Annotated in this window: 15 protein-coding genes; 6 read left to right on the forward strand and 9 right to left on the reverse strand. The window is 60.9% G+C overall.

Annotation, left to right across the window (positions count from 1 at the left end; translation table 11 throughout):
• Positions 1–138 precede the first annotated feature (138 nt).
• A complete protein-coding gene (locus J4E00_RS24530) occupies positions 139–7,503 on the forward strand; it encodes a T9SS type A sorting domain-containing protein (RefSeq protein WP_208178019.1) in 7,365 nt (2,454 codons plus the stop codon).
• A gap of 171 nt (positions 7,504–7,674) precedes the next feature.
• A complete protein-coding gene (locus J4E00_RS24535; RefSeq protein WP_208178020.1) occupies positions 7,675–8,595 on the forward strand; it encodes an NAD(P)/FAD-dependent oxidoreductase in 921 nt (306 codons plus the stop codon).
• A gap of 78 nt (positions 8,596–8,673) precedes the next feature.
• On the opposite strand, the gene J4E00_RS24540 is transcribed toward J4E00_RS24535, so the two are convergent.
• Complete coding sequence (locus J4E00_RS24540) at positions 8,674–9,228, reverse strand: RNA polymerase sigma factor (protein WP_208178021.1); 555 nt, start codon at positions 9,226–9,228, stop codon at positions 8,674–8,676.
• 345 nt (positions 9,229–9,573) lie between these two features.
• On the opposite strand from J4E00_RS24540, the gene J4E00_RS24545 reads away from it, so the two are divergent.
• Complete coding sequence (locus tag J4E00_RS24545) at positions 9,574–10,281, forward strand: alpha/beta fold hydrolase (protein ID WP_208178022.1); 708 nt, start codon at positions 9,574–9,576, stop codon at positions 10,279–10,281.
• 14 nt (positions 10,282–10,295) lie between these two features.
• On the opposite strand, the gene J4E00_RS24550 is transcribed toward J4E00_RS24545, so the two are convergent.
• The 5 genes from J4E00_RS24550 to J4E00_RS24570 all read right to left on the reverse strand — a co-directional run bounded on the left by J4E00_RS24550 (position 10,296) and on the right by J4E00_RS24570 (position 16,438).
• Complete coding sequence (locus J4E00_RS24550) at positions 10,296–12,605, reverse strand: patatin-like phospholipase family protein (protein WP_208178023.1); 2,310 nt, start codon at positions 12,603–12,605, stop codon at positions 10,296–10,298.
• Positions 12,606–12,750: 145 nt separating this feature from the next.
• Positions 12,751–14,160 carry a histidine kinase dimerization/phospho-acceptor domain-containing protein gene (locus J4E00_RS24555; protein WP_208178024.1) on the reverse strand — a complete coding sequence of 470 codons (1,410 nt, stop codon included), beginning with the start codon at positions 14,158–14,160 and terminating at the stop codon, positions 12,751–12,753.
• Between the two features lie 56 nt (positions 14,161–14,216).
• The gene (locus J4E00_RS24560) at positions 14,217–14,909 is read right to left on the reverse strand and encodes a response regulator transcription factor (RefSeq protein ID WP_208178025.1); all 693 of its coding nucleotides are present in this window, start codon (positions 14,907–14,909) and stop codon (positions 14,217–14,219) included.
• 107 nt (positions 14,910–15,016) lie between these two features.
• Positions 15,017–15,835, reverse strand: a complete 819-nt coding sequence (locus tag J4E00_RS24565) for a hypothetical protein (protein WP_208178026.1) — start codon at positions 15,833–15,835, stop codon at positions 15,017–15,019.
• Between the two features lie 228 nt (positions 15,836–16,063).
• Entirely contained in the window at positions 16,064–16,438 is a 375-nt protein-coding gene (locus J4E00_RS24570; protein ID WP_208178027.1) for a DMT family protein, read from the reverse strand.
• 357 nt (positions 16,439–16,795) lie between these two features.
• Here J4E00_RS24570 and J4E00_RS24575 point away from each other — a divergent pair, with 357 nt between their 5' ends.
• Both J4E00_RS24575 and J4E00_RS24580 read left to right on the forward strand, forming a co-directional pair.
• Positions 16,796–17,992 carry a hypothetical protein gene (locus J4E00_RS24575; protein ID WP_208178028.1) on the forward strand — a complete coding sequence of 399 codons (1,197 nt, stop codon included), beginning with the start codon at positions 16,796–16,798 and terminating at the stop codon, positions 17,990–17,992.
• A gap of 32 nt (positions 17,993–18,024) precedes the next feature.
• The gene (locus J4E00_RS24580) at positions 18,025–18,936 is read left to right on the forward strand and encodes an ion channel (RefSeq protein ID WP_208178029.1); all 912 of its coding nucleotides are present in this window, start codon (positions 18,025–18,027) and stop codon (positions 18,934–18,936) included.
• A gap of 50 nt (positions 18,937–18,986) precedes the next feature.
• Here the strand turns inward: J4E00_RS24580 and J4E00_RS24585 are convergent, their stop codons facing one another.
• The 3 genes from J4E00_RS24585 to ruvX all read right to left on the reverse strand — a co-directional run bounded on the left by J4E00_RS24585 (position 18,987) and on the right by ruvX (position 21,334).
• A complete protein-coding gene (locus J4E00_RS24585; RefSeq protein WP_317196669.1) occupies positions 18,987–19,964 on the reverse strand; it encodes a zinc dependent phospholipase C family protein in 978 nt (325 codons plus the stop codon).
• 232 nt (positions 19,965–20,196) lie between these two features.
• Positions 20,197–20,805 (reverse strand): peptide deformylase, encoded by a 609-nt coding sequence (gene def / locus J4E00_RS24590; RefSeq protein ID WP_208178030.1) that lies wholly within the window; start codon positions 20,803–20,805, stop codon positions 20,197–20,199.
• A gap of 103 nt (positions 20,806–20,908) precedes the next feature.
• Positions 20,909–21,334, reverse strand: coding sequence for a Holliday junction resolvase RuvX (gene ruvX / locus J4E00_RS24595; RefSeq protein WP_208178031.1), 426 nt, complete (start codon positions 21,332–21,334; stop codon positions 20,909–20,911).
• Positions 21,335–21,873: 539 nt separating this feature from the next.
• On the opposite strand from ruvX, the gene J4E00_RS24600 reads away from it, so the two are divergent.
• Positions 21,874–23,550, forward strand: coding sequence for a S41 family peptidase (locus tag J4E00_RS24600; protein WP_208178032.1), 1,677 nt, complete (start codon positions 21,874–21,876; stop codon positions 23,548–23,550).
• The last annotated feature ends 49 nt before the right edge of the window (positions 23,551–23,599 follow it).

A 23,599-nucleotide genomic window follows, 5' to 3' on the forward strand; every position in this document is an offset into this window, starting at 1 on the left:
TGGATTCAGAATATATTCTCAAATAATGATTATAGTTCAATTTTTAATCCTGATTTGGGAATTCGATTTCCCCTTTTGAGAATAGCCTTACTGATTTTCCAGATACTAGAATTCATTCATCCTTCACAACTGTTTCTTATGTCAGCAACCCTACGCCTATTGCTTGTGCTGTTGGCTTGGTCAGCACTTCACCAATCGGAGGCCCAAGCCCAATCCTGTACCCAACTAACTACTCTAAACTATACCGCCAACGGTACCGCTACCGGTGACCGGAGGGCCGCTACGGCCACGGTAAACGGCACTACCATCACCACAAGTGGCTATTCGAGCCCGGTAACGGGTGGTAATACCAACGTGTTTTCGGTGGGCACCAATGCGGCCTTGCCTTCAAAAGCCCTAGTGTGGCAGCAGAACACACAGGGAGCTACCGATGCCGTCGCGGGCCAGCCCACTACAGCAGCCACGGTTACCTACACTTTCAGCCGGCCGGTTACGGGCCTGACACTGGTGCTTTCTGACATTGATGCGGATGCCACCGCCGGAAAGTTCACCGATAAGGTGACGTTCGATGGGTATGTGAATGCCACCGATGCTACGCCCATTACGCTGGTAGCATCCGATGTGACCCTGGGCAACCAGAACACGTTTGTAGCTGGCAGCAATGCTGTGCAGGGTACCGGCAACAGCGACGCCGATGTTGCTGACAACGTGACGGTGCGCTTCTCGCAGCCGGTGAGCAAACTGGTACTGAGCTACCAGAATGCCTATCCCTATAATGCGGCCGATAACCGCAACCAGGCGATGGGCATCAACTCAATTGCTTTCTGCTCTGAGGCCGATGTGTACGCGCAGTTCACGGCGGGACCGGCTACGGCCACGGCCAGCCAGAACGTAGTATACACCGTAGCCTTTGGCAACAATGGGCCCGACATTGCGGCCACCACCGTGACGCGTAAGGTAACGGTGCCTACCGGGGCCACCGTTACCAACCTGGGCGGCGGTACGCTGTCGGGCAATGTCATCGATTTCGGCAACGTGTCTTCGCTGGCTTCCGGCACATCGTCTTCGTTTACCTATGCCTATAACCTGCCATCTACGGCGGGCACTTACAACAACACGGCCACTATTACGGCGGGCACTACGGCCACGGCCTACGACCCAACGGCTAACAACTCGGCCAACCGCTCCGTGCTGGTATCTGCAGGGGCAACTCCTTGCACTACGGCCCCGGTTGATTTGGATTTCCGCACGCGGCAAAGCGGGGAGAACTGGAAGGCCAAGGTGCTGGAAGGTGTCCCGGCGCTAGCGTCGGCCACCAAAGTGTCGACTGCCTATTCTTCGGCCGATAACAACAGCACATTCGCAATCGGTACCCTGACCGGAACCACCTTGCGCTGGGGCGTGGATTACAGCGGCGGCAATGGCGGCGACCCCAATTCCTCGACCGTGACCTACACCTTTGACCGACTGGTTTCCAACTTCTCGGTACGGGTGCAGGACATTGATGGCAACGTGAGCGGGGCAGCAGGTTCCATCGGACGCAGCGGCTTTGTGGACCAGGTAGAATTTGCCGCCAGCAATGGTGTTGCGGCCGTAACTCCCATCGTGAATAAAGTGGTGCCGACTTCCAGCACGTTGTCGGTTTCCGGCAGTATTGCCACCGCGGGTACATCGGCTGCTACCAGCGCCGACGACGGGGCCGTTGTTGTCTCCTTTGCCAACCCAATCAAGACCCTGACCATTACCTATCGTAATGTGGTAACTGGCGTTGGCTTTTTGGGAGCGGCTACTACCTACGCCGCGCAGGCCGTGGGCATCGACCTGATGAGCTGGTGCCGTTTGCAACCTGTTGCCAATAACGTGACTACGGCCACGCTGCCCAGCTCGGCTGGTCAGGTGAGCATCAGCGGGCTGAGCTCGGCCGTGGATGGCATGGTGCAGAACTATACGCTGACTTCGGTGCCCACGGCAGCACAGGGCGTCCTCTACTATAATTCCAATGGCAGCACCTACACCGCCATCACGGCGGTGCAGACCCTGACAGCGGCCCAGGCCGCCACTCTGCGCTTCGACCCGGCCCCGGGCGCCAGCGGCAACATCACCTTCGGCTACACGGTAACGGATGACGCGGACCTGGTGTCAAACACCGCCACCTACACCATCCCGGTAAACGACGTGACCTGTACCGTAAATACGACGGCCATCAACTTTGCCACCCGCCCCAGCGAAGACTGGAAGGCGCATCCTGTCGAAGGCTTTCCGGCTGGCTCGCCCCGCACTGCCGTGAGCACCAGCGGCTATACCACGCCAACTTCCGCCACCATCAGCACCTTTATGACGGCCCCGGTGAACGGCGTGCAGACGCTGCAGTGGCTGACGGACTACGCCAACACCACGGCCAAGTCGTCGAGCGTGACTTTTAACTTCAGCCGGGCAGTAAGCAACTTTGCTATTCGTGTGCAGGACATTGACGCGGTGCAGAACGACGGTAACTCGTTTATCGACCAGGTAACCTTCAGCGGTGCCAATGGGGCCACCGTTGTGACGCCGGCGCTGAGCGCCGTGAACCCGGATAATGGCGCGGTTATCATCAACGGCAACATGGCCACCGGTACCGTTAATAACACCAGCATCGACGATGCTTCGGTGGTGGCCTACTTCGCCAGCCCGATTACGAGCCTGACGCTGACATATGCCAATACGTCGACCTACAATACCAACCCCACCCAGCAAGCCATCGGCATCGACCTGATGAGCTGGTGTCAACTGGCTCCTACGGCTGCTGCCGTTGCCAACGCCAGCCTGCCCGCTACTGCCCCGCAAACGGCCATTACCGCGCTTTCGGGCACGGCCGATGGGGTGATTCAGTTCTACACGCTGGGCGCCGTTACGGCGGGTTCGGGCGTTCTTTATGTGAATGGTGTGCCTGCTACTGCTGGCCAGCAGATTACTCCCGCCCAGGCAGCCCAGTTGTCGTTTGACCCCAACCCAAATTTTGTGGGCACGGCGGCCTTTACTTACACTTCTACTGATGGCCAAAACAACACTTCGGCTGCCGCCAACTACACCATCCCAGTATCGGCAGTGGCGGATGTGACTACGGCCCTGAGCGGCCCGGCTACCCTGAACCCTGGTCAGCCTTCGGGCACCTACACGGCTACATTCACCAACCTGGGCCCGTCGGTAGCTGGTGGCGTGCTACAGACCGTGGGCCTGCCCGCTGGTGCTACCAACGTACTAGTAAACGGTGCTGCTTATACGCCAACCGGCAACGTCATCAGTTTCGGGCCGTCCACTACGCTGGCCAGCGGCACCACCAACAGCTTCACCTTCAGCTTCACGCCGGCTACTACGGCCACCGGCACCCTGGGACTGCTGAGCACCGTCAGCACCACTACGCCGGAAGGCACCAATGCCGGCCCCAATTCCTCGAACCTGAGCGCAACTGTGGCTCCGGTAGCTGATGTAGCTACTACCATAGTTGCCACTACTACTTCGGTAGCGGCGGGTACGTTGGCTTCGGCCACCACGCCACCCAAGTACACGGCCACTTTCAGCAACAACGGCCCGGTTACGGCTTCGGGCGTAACGGCTGCCGTGCAACTGCCGGCTGGTCTTACCAACGTGACGGCCACCAATGGCGGCGTGTACAACAGCACGACGGGAGTGATTTCCTACGCGGGCCTGACCTCGCTGGCCAATGGTGCTACCACTACGTCCGTTATCACTTTCGATGCACCCATCGCCGGACCAGTGATGGCCACGTCGACCATTGCCACTACGAATACCGAAGCTACTCTGACGGCTAACAACCAAGCCAGTGCCAGCATGAGCATCACGCCAGCCTTCGACTTGGTTTCGATGCTGAGCGGCCCGGCCTCGGCTGTGCAAGGCAACCTGGTGACCCTAGCCCTGACCACCACCAATAACGGCCCCAGCGCCGCTACCGGCGCTACGCCCACCATTCAACTGGTGGCTGGTCTGAGCAACGTGTTTGTAAGCAATGGCGGTAGCTACGACAGCGGTACTGGCCTCGTCACATTCCCCGCTATTGGTACCCTGCCCAATGGGCAGACGGTCACCAACTCGGTTAGCTTCCGGGCCCCGGCCACCGCTTTCGCCCCCTCGGCGCTGGTAACTCCGAACACTGCCGGTGCTGGCGAAACTTCCATTGCCAACAACACGGGTTACCTCAATGGCGCTGCCACTAGCACCAACCTGACCATTAGCGGCACAACTACTGACCAGTCCAACATCTACACCAAAGTCAGCACCACGACTCCCGGCCCGAATGCTGGCAGCCCGGTGAGCGTGACCGTGGTAACCGGCAACAACGGCCCCATGTCCGCTCCCAACGTGGTGCAAACCGTGCAGCTGCTGCCCGGCCTCGCGGCTTCCATCCAGCTCAATAGTGTATTGGGGACGTTGGCCGGCAACCTGGTGACTTTCGCCAGCGGCGCTACTTACAACAACCTGACCGGCATCGTGACTTACCCAACCATAGCCAGCCAGGCCAGCGGCAGCAGCGTGAGCAGCACCATCACCTTCACAGCGCCGGCCAATGTGGGCAACAATGGCCAGCTACTGGTGATGGCCGCTGTGCGCAACGACAACACCGACCCCGTGCCCGCCGATAACGTGGCCAACACCACGGTGGTGGTAACGCCTACCACTGACCTGACCGCCACCCTCATGGGCCCCACCAGCGTGATTGCCGGCCAGCCCGTTCGCTATACTGCTACGTTTGTAAACAATGGCCCCGCAGTGGCTGGTGGCTACAACGTGGCCGGCACCCAAACCAGTGGCGTGACCGAAACCGTGCAACTGCCCGCCGGCCTAACCGCCGTGAGCATCACCGACGCCGCTGGCACCACCGTAACCGGCGCAACCTATAACGCCACCACCGGCCTCGTTACTTTCCCCACGCTGACCACTGACCCTGTTGGGGCTGTTCAGGCGTTCAACATCAGTTTCGTGGCACCAGCTGCCAGCTTCGTGGTGCGCAGCAACGTGACTACGGCTACTCCCGACGGCAGCCCGGCCGGCAATACCACCAGCCTCGCCGCTACCGTGACGCCAACCGCTGACCTGACGACAACCATCGCTGGCCCGGCTTCGGCGGTGGCAGGCAATGCTGTAACGTATTCGACCACCACGACCAATGCTGGGCCCTCGGCAGCAGCGTCGGTAGTGCCCACCATCCAGCTGGCCGCCGGCCTCACCACCGTAAGCGTGTCCAACGGCAGCTACAACTCGGTTTCGGGCCTGGTTACCTTCAATACCACACCTAGCCTGTTGAGCGGTGCCAGTGTGACCAACAGCGTAACCTTTGTGATGCCCAACCCTGCCAGTGGCCAGATTGCCGGCGTAGCCTCGGCTACCTCCAGCACCATCGACCGCAACGCCGGCAATGGCGCGGCCAGTGTCGCCACCAGCGTGGCCCCGGCCACGGCCGTGGCTGCCTCGGCTACCTCTGCTACTGCCGACGTAGTCGCTGCGGTATCGGCTGCCAGCTCGGTAGCTGCCAACTCGCCCATTACGTTCACCGCTACTTTCAGCAACAGCGGCACCGACGCCGCTGCCAACGTAGTCCCGAGCCTGCAATTGCCAGCCGGCCTCACAATGGGCACCATCAGCAACAGCGGCGTATACAATCCTACCACCGGCCTGGTTTCCTGGCCTGTTATTGCCAGCCTGGCCAACGGCAGCAGTGTCGCCTACACCGTCACCCTGACCGCTCCGGCCACCGGTAGCTTGGTGGCCACAGCTACTACCTCGGCCACGACCAGCGAGCCGGCCACTGCTGCCGCCCAAAGCAACGATGTGGCCCAGGCCACGGTGAGCATCACGGCAGTGTTTGACGAGGTAACGGCCCTCTCCGGCCCTGCCTCGGCCCTGCCCGGCACCAGCCAGACCTACACCGTGACGGCTGTCAACAACGGCCCGTCGCCCACGGCCAATGCTACTATCCAAACCGTCACCCTACCGGTTGGCGTCGTGGCTAGCAACATCAGCAACGGCGGCGTGCAGACCGGTAACGTCATTACCTGGACGATTCCGGCCGGGCAAGTATCCGGTGCCGCCGGTGGAGTGGCCAATACCTTCACCATCGTGCAGCCCGCTGCTGGTGCTTCGTTGAGCGCCGCCGTAGCCGTCACCGGCGAAAGCAATACGGCCAACAGCACCACCAGCTTCACCTCTGCAGCTACCAACCAGCCCCCGGTAGCTTACATGGTAGTGAATACCCTGCAAGGCCCCCGTGGTAACACCGCTGCCGCACTGCCCATCGACCCGCTCCGCGCTTCCGACCCGGAGAATGCGCTCAGCACCACGGCCGCTTTCACGCTGGTAAGCGTACCCACGGCCGCCCAGGGCGTGCTCTCCTACAACAATGGCGCGAGCTACGTAGCCGCCACTGCCGGCCAAACGCTGACTGCTACACAAGCCGCTTCGTTGCGCTTCCAACCCACTGCGGGCTATGTGGGCAATGCAGCCTTCTCCTACCTGACCACCGACAACGCAGGCAACCAATCAATGGCCGTGAACTACTCCATCCCGGTGGCAGCGGACATGAACTCGACCTATCAGGTGTATAACGCTGCCAAAGGTGGCAGCAACAAGTACCAGACCGGTGACGCCCTGGCGCAGGTAGTTGACCCCAACACGGTAGTTTACAACAGCACCGGTGCCGTATACAACACCGCTGGGGTGCTGCAAAGCGGCGCGGCCAACGGCCTAGCCACCACCGGCACCAACGCCGTGCTGGCCTCGGGTACTTTGCCCACGGGCGTCAGCCTTGACCCCGCCACCGGCCGCATCTACGTGAGCAATGCCGCCCTGCTGCCGCGCATCACGACGGCAACCAGCTACCCCCTTACCATCACCACCACCGACCTGAACGGCGGTACCAACACCGTACCCGTAACCTTCACGCTGGGCGCTTACCCGCTGCCGGTGGAGCTGGTGTCGTTCACGGCGCAGGCGGTGAACAATGCGGACGCGGCGCTGGCCTGGACGACGGCCTCGGAGAAGAACAACGCCCGCTTCGAGGTCGAGCGCAGCCTCAACGGCACGGACTACGCCTGGATTGGGCAGGTGAACGGGCAGGGCAGCACCAGCCAGGCCACGGCCTACGCCCTGACCGACGCCGGCATCGGCCCCAAAGCCGCGGGCCTGGTGTACTACCGCCTCAAGCAGGTCGACGCCGACGGCGCGTTCAGCTACTCGCCCGTGCGCTCGCTGAGCTTTGCCAAGAACTTGGCACCGGCCCTGGGCCTGTACCCCAACCCGGCGGCGGGGGCCACGACGCTGGATTTGCGCCAGCTGCCGGCCGGGGCGTATGAGGTGCGCGTGCTCGACGCCACGGGCCGGGTGGTGGTGCAAGTGGTGCGGGCCGCGGGCCTGGCCCAGGCGCTGGGGCTCGAGGCGCTGGCCAGCGGCAGCTACACGGTGCAGGTGCTGGGCCAGGGCCTGCGCCTGAGCACGCGCCTGGTCAAGCAATAGCCCAGGCCAGCAATCGCTGAGGCCAAGAAGCCGAAGCCGAGACCGCCGGCCGGAAAAGGCCCTCCCCACAAACGGGAGGGCCTTTTTTACATTACAGCGGAAGCGCAGCCATAACCCGATTACCAGAATTGGGGTTAAACCCGCTGGCGGCTGGTTTTTCGCCCGAACTTCATGGATTACGACGTATTAATTATTGGCGCGGGCAGTGCCGGGCTGTCGGCAGCACTCACGCTGGGACGCTGCCTGCGCCGCGTGTTGGTGGCCGATGGTGGCCCACCCCGCAACGAGCAGTCGCCCGGCGTACACGGTTTCCTTACCCGCGACGGCATTCGGCCGGCTGAGCTGCTGCGCCTGGGCCAGGAGCAATTGAAGCCCTACGATACCGTAGAAGTAAAATGCCTGCAAATCGACACGCTTGAGCGGCAGGGGAGGGGCTTCCGCGCCACCGGCCACGGCACTGCCGACGATGCGCCTGCTGTCATTACCGCGCGGCGGGTGCTACTGGCTACTGGCGTGTCGGATATCCTACCGCCGTTGCCGGGCTTTCGTGAGTTGTGGGGGCGGGGAGTGCTGCATTGCCCGTACTGCCACGGCTGGGAGGTGCGCCACCAGCCACTGGCCGTGTACGGCCAGGGCCGTACCGTAACGGGTTTGGCGCTATTGGTGAGCCGCTGGAGCCGCGATGTCATCGTCGTCACCAACGGCCCTGGCCACCTCTCGTCCAATGCCCGTCGCCGGTTGCGCCGTGAGAAAATCGGTATTCGCGAAGAGCCCATCAAAGGCCTTGTCGGTACGCTCGGGCGCGATTTGCGCTGCATCCAATTTGCCGATGGCAGCGAGTTGGAGCGGGCCGCGCTGTTCTTGCACGCACCACAGCACCAGCGCACACCATTGGCTGCCAATCTGGGGGCGCGCCTCAACAGCAAAGGCGCCGTGTGGGTCGATTCGAAGCTTCATACTTCCATTGCCGGCCTTTATGCCGCCGGCGATACCAAACCCGGTACTCAACAAGCCCTCTTAGCTGCCGCCGATGGCAATCACGCCGCCATCGTCATCAATGAAAGCCTGACGCGCGAGGAATGCCCACGATAAGTCGTTAATGATTAGGGGTTAATGATTAATGACCCATTGGCATAATCATTAACCCCTAATCATTAATCGTTATAAAGCCTACCGCGCCATTTGGGAGAGTACCTGTATTGCAGCACGGGCCCGGGTTTTCACGGTAGCCAGCGGAACACCAAGTTTCTCGGCGGTTTCGGCCTGGGTGAAGCCGCCGAAGTAGAGCAGGTCGATTACTTCGCGCTGCTTGGGCTTGAGCAGGAGCGTGAGCTCGCGCAAGCCAATGTGCTCGGGGTTGAATGTGGAGGCGGCTGAGGCGCGTTGAGCGCTTCCCACTTCCAGCGACTTGGTGGTGCTGTGGAAACGATGGCGCGGACTCCGCAGCGCATCAATGGCCTGGTTGCAGCACACCCGCACCATCCAGGTGAAGAGACGGCCCCGGGCAGCATCGTAGCGGTCAATACTCAGCCAGACTTTCAGCAAGCCTTCCTGCAACACGTCCTGGGCCAGGGCTTCGTCGTGCACCAGGCGCAGAATTACCGCTAGCAGGTTGCGGGAATACCGGTCGTGTAGAATACGCAGAGCCTGCTCGTCGCGGGCTACAAGGCGCTGCACGAGGGATTCTTCGTCCGTTGCCGGAGGCAACGTCGGAGTTGAATTCATAAAGATGGGAGAGAAAATAGAGGCTTTGCCGACAGGCTGCTGTAGCGGCCTGGTACAATGCCCGGGATGGGATAAACGGAACAGTATAGTAAGGGGTTAGGTATATAATTTGGGGGTTGAGGTGGAAGGAGGAGAATAATGATTAGCTAACAGAAATAGGAATTGTGCCAGAACCTACGACGGATTTTCGGGGCTGGATTGCGGCCCAGCACAAGAAAAACAGGGTTTTATCCCTGAACGCTGCCGTAGTGCCGGAAACAAATTGGCTCCCAATTGCTTGCTGAAGTGCGCAAAACCAGCTCATTAACAGTTGGCATAGTTCATCATTTCCACTACTCCGATAGCATGCCTCATACCATTGTCGCCCTGCACTGCTGGGCCAGCGCCGGCCGCGAATACGATGCGCTACGCGCCCTGCTCCCCGATGCTGAATTGCTGGCCCCCGACCTGCCCGGCTTTGGCAGCCAGTCCGTGCCCGCTGGGTTCGACTACTCGGTGCGGGCCTATGCCGACTGGGTGGCCAAGTACATTCGGGAGCATAGCGTGACCGATTTTACCCTGATAGGCCACAGCATGAGCGGCAAAATGGCGCTGGCGTTGGCCGCTCGGCAGCCGGTGGGCCTGCGCCAACTGGTGCTGCTTTCGCCCTCGCCGCCCGCCGGCGAACCCATGACCGATGACGACCGCGCCGCCTCCTTAGCCGCCTTTGGCAAGCCCGAGGAAGCCGAGAAGACCTTCTGGAAAATCACCTGCCGACCGCTTTCGGCAGCATTCCATGCCCACGTCGTAGCCGATAATCTGCGGACTACCCAAAGTGCCTGGGCCAACTGGTTGGAATACGGAGCCCGCGAGGACATTACAGCCCTGATGCCGCTGCTAACCGTGCCCTGCCATGTGCTGGTGGGCGATGGCGACAAACCCATTCCACCGGATACACAGCGCCGCCTCACACTGCCGCTGCTGCCGGCTGGCACGCCATTTACCGTGGTGCCCGGCGCCGGGCATTTGCTGCCACTGGAGGTGCCAGAAATAGTAGTGGAGGCGTTGGGATAAGGAACGTAGCGTCCCTATTCCAGCGCGCGACTGCGGAAGAGTAGGAAGCCCAAGTGCCCGTAGATGCCAAACCGCTCGGCGGGGTCGTCGTAGAAGCGGGCGTGCAGGGCCAGTGGGCCCACTGGTGTCTGGAAGATGAGGCCGGTGCTGGCCGTCACGCGGGGGCGTTCGAAGCCAGACCGCCGGACTGCCGTTTGCAAATCACCCTGCTTAAGGGCCTGGGCGTTGACGTGTATATATAGCTCGGTGCGCCATTCCAGCTTTTTGAGGAAGGGCTGGGTGTAGCGCACGCCCACGGCGGCGTACCGCGTCGAGCGGTAGCTGTCCAGAAACAGAGTGCGCGAGTCGGGCAGCGGCGCAAATACCGGGGCGGTGGTTTGCGAGGCACGGAGGGTAGAGAAAGTGGGCTGAGTGCTGGCCATCAATTCGCCAAAATAGCCCCAGGCGTGGCGGTCGCCACTGAGGGCGAAATACCGTTCCACGGTAGCCCGGAACTGCAGCCACTCGCGGTGCTGCGAGCTGGCCTCCTGCTCGGCCGTGGAGCCCGGCGTGTAGGTAGAAGAGCCCGTGACGGCGCGCAAGGTATACACGTAGCGGTGGCCGCTGGTAGAGTACTGCTTGCGGTTCAGAGTGTTGCGGGCCAGGCGCAGGGCGGCCGTTGCGCCCCGAAATACGGTTGCGTCAAGCACATCGGCAGAGTTTATCTCTTTGGAATTGGTGTATTCATCCTTGGTCACGAAAGTGGCTACGTCCAGTAGCAAGCGGCTGCGGTAGTTGGGACTAACGCCAAACTGCCCTCCCAGCTTGGTGTCCTGCTGCCGCACCTGAGTGTTGATAACGTCGCGGCCCAGCACCCCGCCGGTATTCTGAAAATCCCACTGGTTGTAGGTGATTTCGGGCTCGAAAAAGAACGGGATTTTGGCTGGTACATTGATGCGAAACGAGCCGTGAGCGCCGTTGTAGAAGCGGCCCAGGCTCACATCAGCCGAAGCGGTGTAGAGCAGCTTGCGCAGGTAGCGGTACTCGATGCCGAAATACAGGTTGTCGATGGGCCGGTTAGAGAGCACGAAGCCCACCTCGGTGCTCACGTTGTTGTTGCGCTGCGCGTCGACGCTGAAGATGTAGCCTTTGCGTGCAGCATCGTAGCGGATGCGCGGGTAAATGTTCTTAAAATAGTCATCAGATGCCAGCCGGTAGTAGCCTTCCTCAATATCATCGAGCGAATACTCGCGGCCGGAATGCGGAAAAAACCGGGCTGCGTATTCGTTCTGGTCGGGCCGCAGGCCGCGCACCTGCACTTCAATAAAGCGCGGCTTGGGTGCCAGGCCCTGAAAAGCCAGCCGCCGCTTTTGCAGCGCCACAGAATCGGCGCGCCGGCCGATGCGGGCCTTGATTTTGTCCATGTTGCGGCGCGCGGCCGTATCGCCTTCGGCAATAAAGTCCTTCACCCGGTCGAAATCGCCCACACCCAGGCCGTCAAGGTCGGGCTGGATATAGATGCCATTTCTGCCCACGCTGCCGGTGTCAGCCACGCTGGTGCCCAGGAAAGCCACGGTGCTGGCCAACAGGGCATCGTCGTTTTTGGGGTATCGCTTGAAGGCTACATCGCCCACGTTCACCCCGATGATGATGTCCGGGGCGAAGGTTTTCTTCATCGTGTTGGTGGGGAAGTTGTCGTACACCGCGCCGTCGTAGTAGTACTTGCCGTCGAGATTGCGAATGGGCCGGAACGCCAGCGGAAACGACATCGAGTTGCGAATAGCGTCGGATAGTGAGCCCTTGCTCTGCTCTACCTCTTGCCGCGTAAACACCTCCGAAGCCATGCAGCGGAAGGGCACAAACAGGTTGTCGAAGTTGTAGTTGCTGCTGGCCGAAGCCGGTGCCAGCAGGCGTGCCAGAGCCAGATTCAGGTTCAAATCATTCACCAAGTTGGTGCTCACACGGGCCTTCAATGTAGAATCGATGGCAATGCCCAGGCGCAGGGCCGAGGGCGATGGTTCGGCGGTGAGGAAATTGAATGTTTTGCTTTCCAGAGCCTTGCCCGACGTCCAGCGCTGAAAGTCGGAGCTGAGCACAATCTGCTCAATCTCATCGGGCGAGTAGCCGGCCGCGTACATGCCGCCAATCACAGCGCCCATGCTCGTGCCCACAATGCAGTCGATGGGAATGTGGTTTTTTTCGAGCTGCCGCAGCACCCCCACGTGGGCAAGGCCCTTGGCCCCACCCCCGCTGAGCACGAGGCCCACTTTCTGGGCCTGGGCAGTAAAAAACCAACTATTCGCCAGCAAAAAAACCAGCAGTACTCTTGAGCAGAAGTGGACCATACAAGGAGAGAAGCTGCGTCTTGTCAAGACGCTGTGTCAGGCTGTTACGCCACAGTGGTCCACGAGGTTATTGCACCGTATTTATTCCTTTTAACTAATTAATATAAAGTAAATTGCTGTTGATAAAAGCTGAGTACCTGTTGCACTACGGAAAACCCACCAGCACGCGCAGGCTCCCCTGCACTTCCTGGAGTTCGAGCGCCAGACCCAGTGCCTGTGCCAGCCGACCCGCAATCCACAGGCCCAGCCCGGTGCCTGGCGCCAAAGGGTCGGCTTGGTACCAGGCCGTACTAAGATGAGCCAGGTGCTCGCCCAAGGGCGTCGCTAGTTCGTTTTCCAGGCTGATGACGGGGGGCTGGCCCACCAGCACCAGGAGCTTCAGTTGGACGCCGGTGCCGGGCCGGGCGTGCTTTCGGGCATTGTCGAGTAGGTTGAGAAGGAGGGTGGTGAGCTGGTCAACGTCGGTTTCGACAATGAGCCGATTGGCCGGCAGGTCCTCGTCGGGCAGCTGAATGGTGAGCGCCCGCCCAGCCGCCCGGAAGCGAGGCAGTTCGCGGTCGGCCAGGTCAAGCAGCAGCTCATCGAGGGCTACGGGCCGGCGGGTGGGTGGCAGTGCAGTGGCATTGCCCAGGCGGCCCACTAGCAGGAAATCATCAACGAGGCGGCCCAGGCGGGCCAGCTCGGCATCGTGGCCGGCTAGAGCGGCGCGGGTAGCCGGCGGCAGGGCCGGGTCGCGCCCGCTTACATCGAGCCCGGTTTGCAGCGTAGCCAGCGGCGTTCGAAGCTCGTGGGCGGCGGCGGCCAGAAAATTGGCCTGGGCTGTGGCCTGTCCGCGCAGCCGCGTCAGCAACTGGTTGAGGGTTTCGGCTAGCTCCTGCACTTCGTCGCCGGTGGCGGGCACCGGAAGCGCCGCAATGTCGGTGGCCTGCTGAATGCGGCGGGCGTGCGCCGCCATGCGCCGCAGGGGCCGCAGCACGATGCCCGCCACCAGCGGCGCCAGCAGCGCCGCTAGTAGTGCGCTGCCCAGCAGGCCCAGCCACAGCGTGCGCCGTACCCGCGCCAGGGCTGCTTCAAGGGGTGCCGCCGGGTGGGCCAGCCAGAGCGTGAGGCGGCCGCTGGGCAGGGCCTCGTCGGCACCTGGGCCGGGCGGCGCAGCTAGGCGGGCCACCGCTACCACGCGCCGCCCGCCCAGCTCAACGCCGGGCATCCCGGGGTGGGGCAGGGCCGCCGTATCAGCCGCCGGCCACCGGGCCGAACGGAACAGCTCCCGGGCGGGCTGGCCAGGCTCTTCAAACACCAGGCGCATGGTTTCGTTGGCCTGGTCGGGCAGGGGCAGGGTCAGGAGCGGGTCGAGGCGAACACGGGTCAGAAATTGGGCGGCGCGCAGGTGCAGGCGCTCATCGTCGGCACGGGCCAGTAGGTGCCCCAGGCTGCGGTATTGGTAGCTGCCGGCTGCCAGCGTAGCCAGCCCAAACACCAGCCCAAACACCAGCAGCAATTGTCCGCGAAGCCCGAGGCGGAAGCTGTTCTGAGATGAAGGTGATGATAAAGCCATCTGGCAGCAGGGATTATGAGAGCAGGAGGAAAGCAACAGCATGTGGCGCTGAAGACTCAGCTGGCGGCGCCGGGCTCGCGCAGGCGGTAGCCCTGCCCAATCACGGTTTCCAGCAGGGCAGGGGCAGGGGCAAAGGCGCGGTCGAGCTTGCGGCGGAGCTGCGAGATGTGTACTTCGATGACGTTGGAACCCATGTCGTAATCCACGTCCCACACCTTTTCGGCCAGGCGGGTTTTGGTAACAACGCGGCCGGCATTGCGCAGCAGCAATTCCAGCACGGCAAACTCACGGTTGGTGAGGCTGAGCGTTTTGCCAGCGCGCGTCACCACCCGGCCCAGCGGGTCAAGCGTGAGGTCGGCCAGTTGCAGGGCTTCGGCCCCGGCTGGGCCAGCCGTTTTGCGGCCAATGATGTGCAGCCGGGCCAGCAGCTCATCAAAGGCAAAAGGCTTGCGCAGGTAGTCGACGGCCCCGGCTTCGAGACCGCTCACTACGTGGCGCGTATCGGTGAGCGCACTCAGAATAATGACGGGGGTTTGGATGCCAAACTCGCGCAGGTTACGCAGCACATCGAGGCCGTTTTGACCAGGTAGCATCAGGTCGAGCAGCACCGCGTCGTAGGAGGTGGTGGCCGCCTGTTCGAGGCCTTCGGGGCCGGTAGCAGCCACCTCGGCTACGTGGCCGGCCTGGGTCAGGCCCTGCTGAATAAAGTCAGCCAGCCGGGCTTCGTCTTCGACAATGAGAATGCGCATGGAAAATTGGGAAACAAGCAGAGGCAAGCAGGGGGCAACACCAGCAGAACGTCCTGCCAAACATTAGTCGGACAGTACGTTCTTTCTTTTTCAACCAGTGCCAGCATTTATCGCACCAGGTACTTTACGCCGGCCAGCGTTAGGGTTTCGGCGCGTACTACGCGGGTGGGAGCCGCGGTAGTGGCGCGGGCTTCGCCGGGGTGACTGATGCGGAGGTTGCCGGCGGCTTCGAGCGTAGCGCCCACTGCCAGTTTGCTGCCGAGCTGCTCCACCGCTGTGGGTGGCAATTGCACCACTGTTTGGTCGCTCAGCACCAGGCCCCGCACATTGCCCCGGGGGTCGCGCCGCAGCTCTTTGATGGTGCCTTTGGCGGTGGCGGCTTCTTCGGTAGGTGGCGTGGCCGGGCGAGCGGGCGGGGCGTCATTCACCGTCTGGCTGCCGCTGGTCAGGCTAACGAAGCGGAAGTGGCCGCGGCCCTCCGGCCCCGTTTCGCGGAAGCCAGTGACCGTGACAGTGCTACCAGCTTTGGCCGCCGCCAGCAGCTGCTGGCCCAGGTGGCGCGGAAACCGCAACGTATCGGCCGCACCGCTCTCAGGACGCAGGACGAAGGCATCGTACACCTGTTCGTCGTTGTTGGCCACGTATGTGGCGAGGGTGCCGCGCAGGTCGGTCAGTACCTGCACGCGGCCGCCTTTTTCGCCGCGCGGGCCGCGGCCTTCGGGGCCCTGCGGACCATGGGGCGGGCGGGGACCTTCGGGGCCTTCCGGGCGCTCACCGGGGGGCGGTGGTAGGGAGGGAGTGGCGTCAGTAGCCGTGCGCTTAGCCGATTTGGTTTTGACTTTGGTTACGGTTTGGGCCTCGGCCTCAAGGGTGCCGGCCAGCAGCGTAGCAGCCAGCAGGGCCAGCGAATAAAAGGGCTTGTTCATGGAATGGAAATGTAGCGGTTGGAAAAAGGAAAGTGCATCGGTCAGCTCCGGTTGCTTTCCGACGCTACAAAATTTCCATCGCCACCTGAGGCCTGACTGAAGGCAGGATTAATTTTTCTTCAGGTACAGGTTTCAGATTCCAAGGAGGTAGCTTGATTCCTGTATTTCAACGGTAAAAACTGTACTGAAGCGCTGCGGGTGCTGAAAGCACAGTAGTTGACAGCCCCGCTACCACTTCCTGAAAATGACGTACACCGCCGCCACCAGCAGGATGAATCCCACCACGTGGTTCCAGCCCAGCTTGTCGGTTTTGAACACGAACACGGCGCATAGCGTGAACACGGTAAGTGTAATAACTTCCTGAATGACTTTGAGCTGAAACAGGCTGAATGGCCCGCCGTTTTCCTCGAACCCCAGCCGGTTGGCCGGCACCTGGAAGATGTACTCGAACAGTGCCAGCCCCCAGCTCACCAGAATGACGCCAAACAGGCCCAATTTGGCAAACCAAGCCATTTTCTTGAATAAGTGCAGGTGCCCGTACCAGGCAAACGTCATGAACAGGTTGGAGATGGTGAGCAGCAGCAGGGAATAAACGCCTTTCATGCGGGAGTGAGTTGAAAAGAGGCTGGTTCAAATTAGGCACCGCCGTAGCGGCCAGCAGCTCCTGTACGCAACAGTGCCGTTTTCAGTCGTACATCATCCAATTCAGTAGCGCGGATTAAAACGCGCATTACTGATGCCCCGGCTGAAAAGCGGCACACCGCCGCTGCGTAGCCGCGAGTTCCCTACTCAACTCGCGAGGTAAAAACGCACGCTGCAACGACGCGAGGAGACACATCGCTGCAGTGTGCGTTCTTTCCGCATTGTCGCTTATGACGGCATTCAGCAGCTTGCAGGGTGTTTTTTAGCGTGCTGCATGTAACCTTTGTTCTGGTTGAATAAGGTCACTATTAGCTACTGATGAATAATTTCCTCCTGACGCTGTTGCTGTTGCCGCTGTTTTCCAGTGCCTGCAGCCAGCATGCCGAATCGGCGGACACATCCGATGCGCCGACCGCCGACATGGGGCCGAAGCTAGTGCGCTCCGCACCGCCACTGCCGCGTCAGGCCCGCATTACGGTCACGTTTGCGGCGGCACCGGCTACGGCCACGGTGCGCATTGCGCCGCTGCTCTACAACAAGACGCGGGTGCTGCATTTTGAGGAAGATGACTCGCCGCTCGCGGTGTTCACCGAGGCGTATCCACTGTTTCGCGGCCTGCACTTCACGGATGGCTGCGGGCATCCCCGGCCGTACACGGGAGCCGTGGCCATCAACGGGCATAATCCTTCCTACAACGGGATAGAATGGCTAAACGACGGCTTAGGGCACGATTCCGGCAAGCTGTTGTGGGCTCAAGCCCAAACGCTGCTGGACCACGGCTGGGACGTGGAAAACCACTCCGACCTGCACACCGCCGACAACCCCGCGCCCGCCCGCCAGCTAGCCGACCTCGATGCCCTGATTTCCAAGCGCCTGAACGGCTACAAACCTTCCGTGTTTGTGGTGCCGACCAATTTTGCCGGCTACCCCACGGCGGCCTTCGAAGCCGGTTACCTGGCCGTAACCAGCGCCAGCCAGGGCGACCAGTTTCTGATGCTCAATCCTTACAACGACCAGCGCATTCCCCTTAGCAGCCTGCCGGTGCCGCCCGATAAATTTGTGTACCGCCGCTACAATGCCGACCTCGCCGCCGGCGAAACCAGCGCCGCCCTAATAACCCGCCTCAACCGCCTGAGCGACGACTTGATGGCCCCCGGCGACCCCGTCACCGAGCAGTACCTGCAGCGGGTTTTTACCCATGGCATCGACCGGAACGTGCTGGCAGCCTGGATGAACCATACGCAGACCATTGCGCACGACCAGCTTTGGGTGACCACCTTGCGCGAGTTCGACGAGTACCGCCGCACCAGCCACGAGGTAAAGAAAACCGAAACCCTGCGCGGCAACACCCTGACCATCGACTTGGATTACACCGGCGTGCATCCGCTCACGCGTTTCCCCAATCTGACGCTGCTGCTTGACAGTCCGGGTTCCATCACCAACATTACGGTGACGGGGGCCGACAGCTCTTCCAGCAACCGGACCACCAAAATGGTCAACATCTTCCGTCATTAACCACCCCTGAGCCGGTCCATTCCCTCCTTCTCATGCCTGAAACCCTCGACCCCGGCATTGGCGAAAAATTCTCGCGCCGTACCAAGCGCGCCATCAACCACGACGGCACATTTAATGTGCGGCGCCGTGGCGGCCCCCACCAGCACGACCCGTATCAGTGGCTCATTACGATGAGCTGGTGGCCGTTTATTGGCATCGTGGTGGTGTTTTTTACGGTCCTGAACGTGGGCTTTGCTTTTGCTTACCTCGGGCTGGGACTGGATGATTTGCCGGGCGTGGCAGCCCCGCACGGCTGGTGGCAGGACTTTCTCAGTGCCCTATTTTTCTCCATTCAAACCTTTACTTCCGTCGGCTACGGGCATGTATATCCCGGGAGTAATCTCACGGGCTTTCTGTCGAGCGTGGAGGCGCTGGTGGGCGTGCTCACCTTCGCGCTGGCCACGGGCTTGCTTTACGGGCGGTTTTCGCGGCCCACGGCGCGCATTCAGTTCAGCAGCACCGCCATCATCAGCCGCCGGCCCGATGGCCAGCCCTGTCTGCAGTTCCGCATCGCCAACCAGCGCAACAATATCCTGATTGACTTACAGGCCCGCGTGATGCTCAAAACCGTAGACTTGGCCACCAATAACCAGACCTACGCCCTGCTGCCGCTGGAGCGCAACGCCATCAGCTTCTTTCCCCTCAGCTGGACGCTGGTGCACGATATCACCCCCGAAAGCCCACTGTACGAGCTTGTGCCCGAAGATTATGAGCGCCTCGATGTGGAAATCATCATCCAGCTGAAAGCCTACGACGACACCTTTGCTCAGGACGTGCACGCCCGCAATTCCTACACCCACGATGAAGTTAAGTGGCACCGCCGCTTCGTCCGCGCCTACGATGTGGCCGAAGACGGCGTCGCTGTAGTCGACCTAGACATGCTGGACCTGACAGAAGCGCTTTGACATCTTTAGCGCACCGATGACAAACGCCGCTCCACTCGCAAGGACAAGACCTACTCGTCGTGCCCCGGTGCAGCTACCACCGGCACGCCGGCCGTTTCTTTGGCTTCGCGTTCCAGTCGCTGCTGTTCGGTTTCGGAAGGGGTGCGGGGCAGCACGTTCAGGTCCGGCGAGCCGCCATCGACCCAGCAGGTAAACCAGAAATTGCCGATGAGCGCTGCGGCGTAGCGCATCTGGCGCTCTACCTGGCCGTTGAGGCGGGCGTGGTAGGCCTTACTGAAATCGCGCGAGTACGCCCGCACCGTTTGGCTGCCACGCTGTTCGTAGCCGAATTTCTGGTCCTCGGCATAGTCAGCAGTGAGTTGTTTCTCGAAGCGCAGCACCGAATCGACGGCCGCGTGCGAGCGAATCACAGCCGCCCAAATGGCATCGGAAGGCCGCTCCAGGTACACCGCCTTACCGCTGAAAAGGTCGTAGTCTGCACTCAGCAGTTCCGGCAGGCGCGACTCCCACAGCCCGTGGATGCCGCGCTGGCCGGTGAGTTGGCCGTTGTAGTTGCGGGTGGTATGCAGCGGCACGCAGGCATCGGCCACGTAGTGCCCCAGGTCGGCCGAAAGGCTCAGGATTCGGTCAGTGTTTTTGGCTTTGAACGCGGCGGTAAGCTGGTTTTTCATGCTCACCACGTTCCAGGGCACAATGCCGTGGCGCAGCAGCGAGTCCTCGCCGTAGCGGGCCACGGCGTCGGCGTATTTGCGGGGCAGCTTGTACTCGGCGCTGTCACCGTAGCGGTCCACGTCGAGGAAGTGCTTGGGCGCCTCGCCGGGCACCACCGTGCGGCGCGAGTCAGGCCGCGTGGCGTTCACGGTGAGGTACTCAATGTTGGCTTTGTAAAAGCCAAACATACCCGGCGGCAAGGTGTACACAGCCAACCGGTTCAGCAGCCGATGCCCGAAAAAGCCCCACGCCTGCGCTTGGCGCGCAATGAACAGTAGGGGCAGACAAATCAGTAAGAGGTAACCGTATTTTTTCACGGCTAACAAGGTACGGAACCGACTGCGGAAATCAGGTGCGGCTGAGGAGGCTTATAAGCTATCGATTGCTGTATAAGTGATATTTTCCCAGCTTCCTAGCTTCCAATAGCCCAGACGTAAATTGTTGGCTGTCGGGATATGATGGATAAAGTGAAAAAACTGGCACACCCGAAGAGGTATGCCAGTTTTGCTTGCATATCATAACTTAAGAAATGTCCGCGTCGGTCCGCTCCTACCGCCGCCGGCCGTCGCTGGGAAATTTCATTCGGTAGTCGTGCTTCACATCGCCCTTGCTGATGCGGGCCAGCTTGCCCTTCAGCAATTGCTTTTTGAAGCCGGAAAGCTTATCGGTGAACAGGATTCCTTCCAGGTGGTCGTACTCGTGCTGAATCACGCGGGCGGCCATGCCCGTGAAGGCTTCCTCGTGCACCTGGCGGTTTTCGTCCTCGTAGCGCAGCACGATGTCGGCGTGGCGGTTCACCAGCTCGCGCACTCCGGGAATGCTTAGGCAGCCCTCCTCAAAGCCCCATTCCTCGCCGGTTTCGCTCACCATCTGGGGATTGATGAAGGCGCGCTTGATGCCTTGTTCGGGCACTTCGCCTTCTTCCAGCTCGGCCAGGTCTTCCTCGTCCAATTCTACCATCGGACCCGAGTCCATCACAAACAGGCGCACGGCCTTGCCTATCTGGGGCGCGGCCAAACCCACGCCGTGGGCTGAATACATGGTTTCGTACATGTCGGCAATGAGCTGCTGCAGCTCGGCGGCAGGCAGGTCGGCGGGGATATTCTTGGCTTTGGTCTTGAGGACGGGGTCGCCGATGGCAACGATGGAGTAAATCATAATGGTTGTCAGTTGTTCGTTGTCAGTTGTTAGGGGTAGTTGTTAGAAGTTCGCAGGCACTTGTCGGCCCGTAGCCTGACAACTGACAACAAACAACCAATAACTATACTTCTCGCATCAGTGGGGATTCGAGAAACGACTGCAAAATTAAGGTTGCGCTCACACGGTCCACGGTGGCTTTGTCGCGGCGGGCCTTTTGGCCAAGGCCACCGGCCAGCATGGCGGCATGGGCCATGCGCGAGGTAAAACGCTCGTCAAGCTCGTGGATGGGCACCTCGGGCAGCGCCCGGCGCAGGGTGCGCAACAGACCCACCACGGCACTGGTCACGTCGGTGGGCTCGTTGAGCAGGGTGCGCGGCATGCCCACTACAATGGCTCGGAGCGGGTCGCGCTGGTGGTAGGCCTGCACGTAGGTCAGCAGGTCCTTGCTGTGAATGGTTTCCAGAGGCGAGGCAATCATGCCCAGCGGGTCGGTCACGGCGAGGCCCACACGCTTGTTGCCGTAGTCGATAGCGAGAATGCGGGCCATGAGCAGGGGAGGGAGCAGCCAGGCACTTTGCCCGGCGGGCTACAAAGATACGGCCGGGCCGCCAGCGTGGGTCCGGCCAGACCGGCGGTGTGGGCAAGCATTGGCTGAGATTGGTGGTCCTTGGTAGGCTGCTCCTGCCGTGAGCGCGGCGGCTGTTACTCCACACCGCACAAATCAATCGGCTCAAAGCCCTATCAATCCAGCACCAACCGGAGGCCGTAGTTGGACCATAAGCAAACTAATCAGCTCACACTGGAAGAGACCAAGGATGTTGCGCAATCAGCAGGCAGAAGCGGAAATATCTCCTGATATTATCAAAATAATTATACATTTTGAATAGATTTTTATCCTGATTATGGCGCTATTATAATTGTAATATCCCGTTAACAACTAACTCATATTGCTTTTTAATGGCAAAATATTGAACTTATGTATGAAACGCCTTGCTTAAATTGGTTTTCAGCTTGCGACTGGGAAAATTTCAATAATTTTGAGTTCTATATACGTCGAGTCTATTCAATATAACTTTTACGCAACGCATGTCTGTCCCCTCACCTGCTACGCCGGAAAACGGTCGCCCAGCTGCTATTCGGCAGCAGCGGGGGTGGCTGCGGCAGGGAGCGTTGCTGCTACTGGCCATGGCCTGCGGGATGCTGGTAGCGAATAACCCCTTCCGGCCCTCATCCGATAATCCCGATGCTACGGCCCGGGGCTACCTGCGCTTCAAGGAGATACTTAGCTACGTAGACCGCGACTACGCCGATTCGGTAGACACCGAAGGTCTGGCCGATTACGCGGTGACGCAGATGCTGGAAAAGCTCGACCCCCACTCCGTCTACATCCCGGCCCGCGACCGCGAAAAGACCGATTCTTTCCTGCAAAGTGATTACGACGGCATCGGCATCGAATTCAACGTCTTCCGCGATACCATGACGGTGGTGGCCCCGCTCAGCAGCGGTCCGGCTGCGCAGGCCGGCGTGCAGCCCGGCGACCAGATTCTGAGCCTCGGCGGCAAGCGGGTTTCGGGCGCACACCTGAGCATGACCCAGCTCACGCAGTTGCTCCGCGGCCCCAGGGGCAGCAGCGTAGCCATGGTGCTGCGCCGCCGCCATCAGGCCAATCCCATCAGCCTGAGCGTTGCACGCAGCCGCATTGCGAATGCCTCTATTGATGCCGCGTATTTGATTGATGAGCAGACAGGTTATATCAAGGTTAGCCGCTTCGCTTCAAACACGTACGACGAGTTTAAAGCAGTACTGGCCGACTTGCGCCGCCAGGGCCTCACGCGCCTCGTGCTGGATTTGCGCGGCAACCCCGGCGGCTATCTCGACCGCGCCACGCGGCTGGCCGACGAATTCATTGCCGGCTCGCGCAAAATCGTATATACTGACGGCAAGGGCGAGCAGTACGACTCCCAGACTTACGCCAAAATAGCCGGCGAATTTGAAGAGGGCCCTTTGGTTGTGCTGGTGGACGAAGGCAGCGCCTCGGCGGCTGAAGTAGTGGCCGGTGCCCTGCAAGACCATGACCGGGCCATCATCGTGGGTCGTCGCACGTTTGGCAAGGGCCTCGTGCAGCAGCCCATCAGCCTGAGCGACGGCGGCGAGCTGCGCCTTACCATTGCCCGCTACTACACGCCGGCCGGCCGCTCTATTCAGAAGCCCTACGGTGCTAATTACGCCGAATACGCCTCCGAATTATCCGGCCGCTCGGCGCGTGGCGAGCTACAGTCGGCTGACAGCATCCGCTTCACCAAAGAATTGCGCTTCCGTACTGACCACGGCCGCACGGTGTACGGCGGCGGCGGCATCATGCCCGATGTCTTTGTGCCCCGCGACTCCCTGGCGCACTCCGCCTACTATACAAAGCTGCTGAGCCACGGCGTGGTTCGGGCTTTTGCTCTGTTCTTCTACCAAACCCATAAGGCCGAGCTGGAAGGCCTGCGCTTTGAGCAGTTCAACGCCACGTTCCGCATTTCGGACGCCCAGCTGGCCAGCTTGGCCACCCAGGCCGCACAGGATGGCGTGAAGGCTGATGCGGCCGCTGTGCGTCGCTGCGCCCCCCTGCTGCGCAACCAGTTAAAGGCCTACATTGCCCGTAGCGCCTACGGCCTGATGCCATACTACACCGTGCTGCGCGAGCAGGATATGGAGCTGCAACGTGCCCTGCATGCCGTGAGCGACAGCACTGCGCAACTGGCTTTGCTGGGGAAGTAAGCAGCATATTGAGCTGTCATGCCGCGCTGCGTAGCAGGCTATACAGCAA

The organism is Hymenobacter negativus (assembly GCF_017571495.1).
GTDB classification, from domain to species: domain Bacteria; phylum Bacteroidota; class Bacteroidia; order Cytophagales; family Hymenobacteraceae; genus Hymenobacter; species Hymenobacter negativus.

What these genes read in the sequence shown, in the direction of transcription:
- J4E00_RS24555 (WP_208178024.1), bottom strand. Translation starts at nt 14,160, where the DNA reads ATGGCTTTATCATCACCTTCATCTCAGAACAGCTTCCGCCTCGGGCTT.
- J4E00_RS24540 (WP_208178021.1), bottom strand. Translation starts at nt 9,228, where the DNA reads ATGAATTCAACTCCGACGTTGCCTCCGGCAACGGACGAAGAATCCCTC.
- J4E00_RS24530 (WP_208178019.1), top strand. Translation starts at nt 139, where the DNA reads ATGTCAGCAACCCTACGCCTATTGCTTGTGCTGTTGGCTTGGTCAGCA.
- J4E00_RS24570 (WP_208178027.1), bottom strand. Translation starts at nt 16,438, where the DNA reads ATGAAAGGCGTTTATTCCCTGCTGCTGCTCACCATCTCCAACCTGTTC.
- J4E00_RS24560 (WP_208178025.1), bottom strand. Translation starts at nt 14,909, where the DNA reads ATGCGCATTCTCATTGTCGAAGACGAAGCCCGGCTGGCTGACTTTATT.
- J4E00_RS24600 (WP_208178032.1), top strand. Translation starts at nt 21,874, where the DNA reads ATGTCTGTCCCCTCACCTGCTACGCCGGAAAACGGTCGCCCAGCTGCT.
- J4E00_RS24565 (WP_208178026.1), bottom strand. Translation starts at nt 15,835, where the DNA reads ATGAACAAGCCCTTTTATTCGCTGGCCCTGCTGGCTGCTACGCTGCTG.
- ruvX (WP_208178031.1), bottom strand. Translation starts at nt 21,334, where the DNA reads ATGGCCCGCATTCTCGCTATCGACTACGGCAACAAGCGTGTGGGCCTC.
- J4E00_RS24545 (WP_208178022.1), top strand. Translation starts at nt 9,574, where the DNA reads ATGCCTCATACCATTGTCGCCCTGCACTGCTGGGCCAGCGCCGGCCGC.
- J4E00_RS24550 (WP_208178023.1), bottom strand. Translation starts at nt 12,605, where the DNA reads ATGGTCCACTTCTGCTCAAGAGTACTGCTGGTTTTTTTGCTGGCGAAT.
- def (WP_208178030.1), bottom strand. Translation starts at nt 20,805, where the DNA reads ATGATTTACTCCATCGTTGCCATCGGCGACCCCGTCCTCAAGACCAAA.
- J4E00_RS24575 (WP_208178028.1), top strand. Translation starts at nt 16,796, where the DNA reads ATGAATAATTTCCTCCTGACGCTGTTGCTGTTGCCGCTGTTTTCCAGT.
- J4E00_RS24535 (WP_208178020.1), top strand. Translation starts at nt 7,675, where the DNA reads ATGGATTACGACGTATTAATTATTGGCGCGGGCAGTGCCGGGCTGTCG.
- J4E00_RS24580 (WP_208178029.1), top strand. Translation starts at nt 18,025, where the DNA reads ATGCCTGAAACCCTCGACCCCGGCATTGGCGAAAAATTCTCGCGCCGT.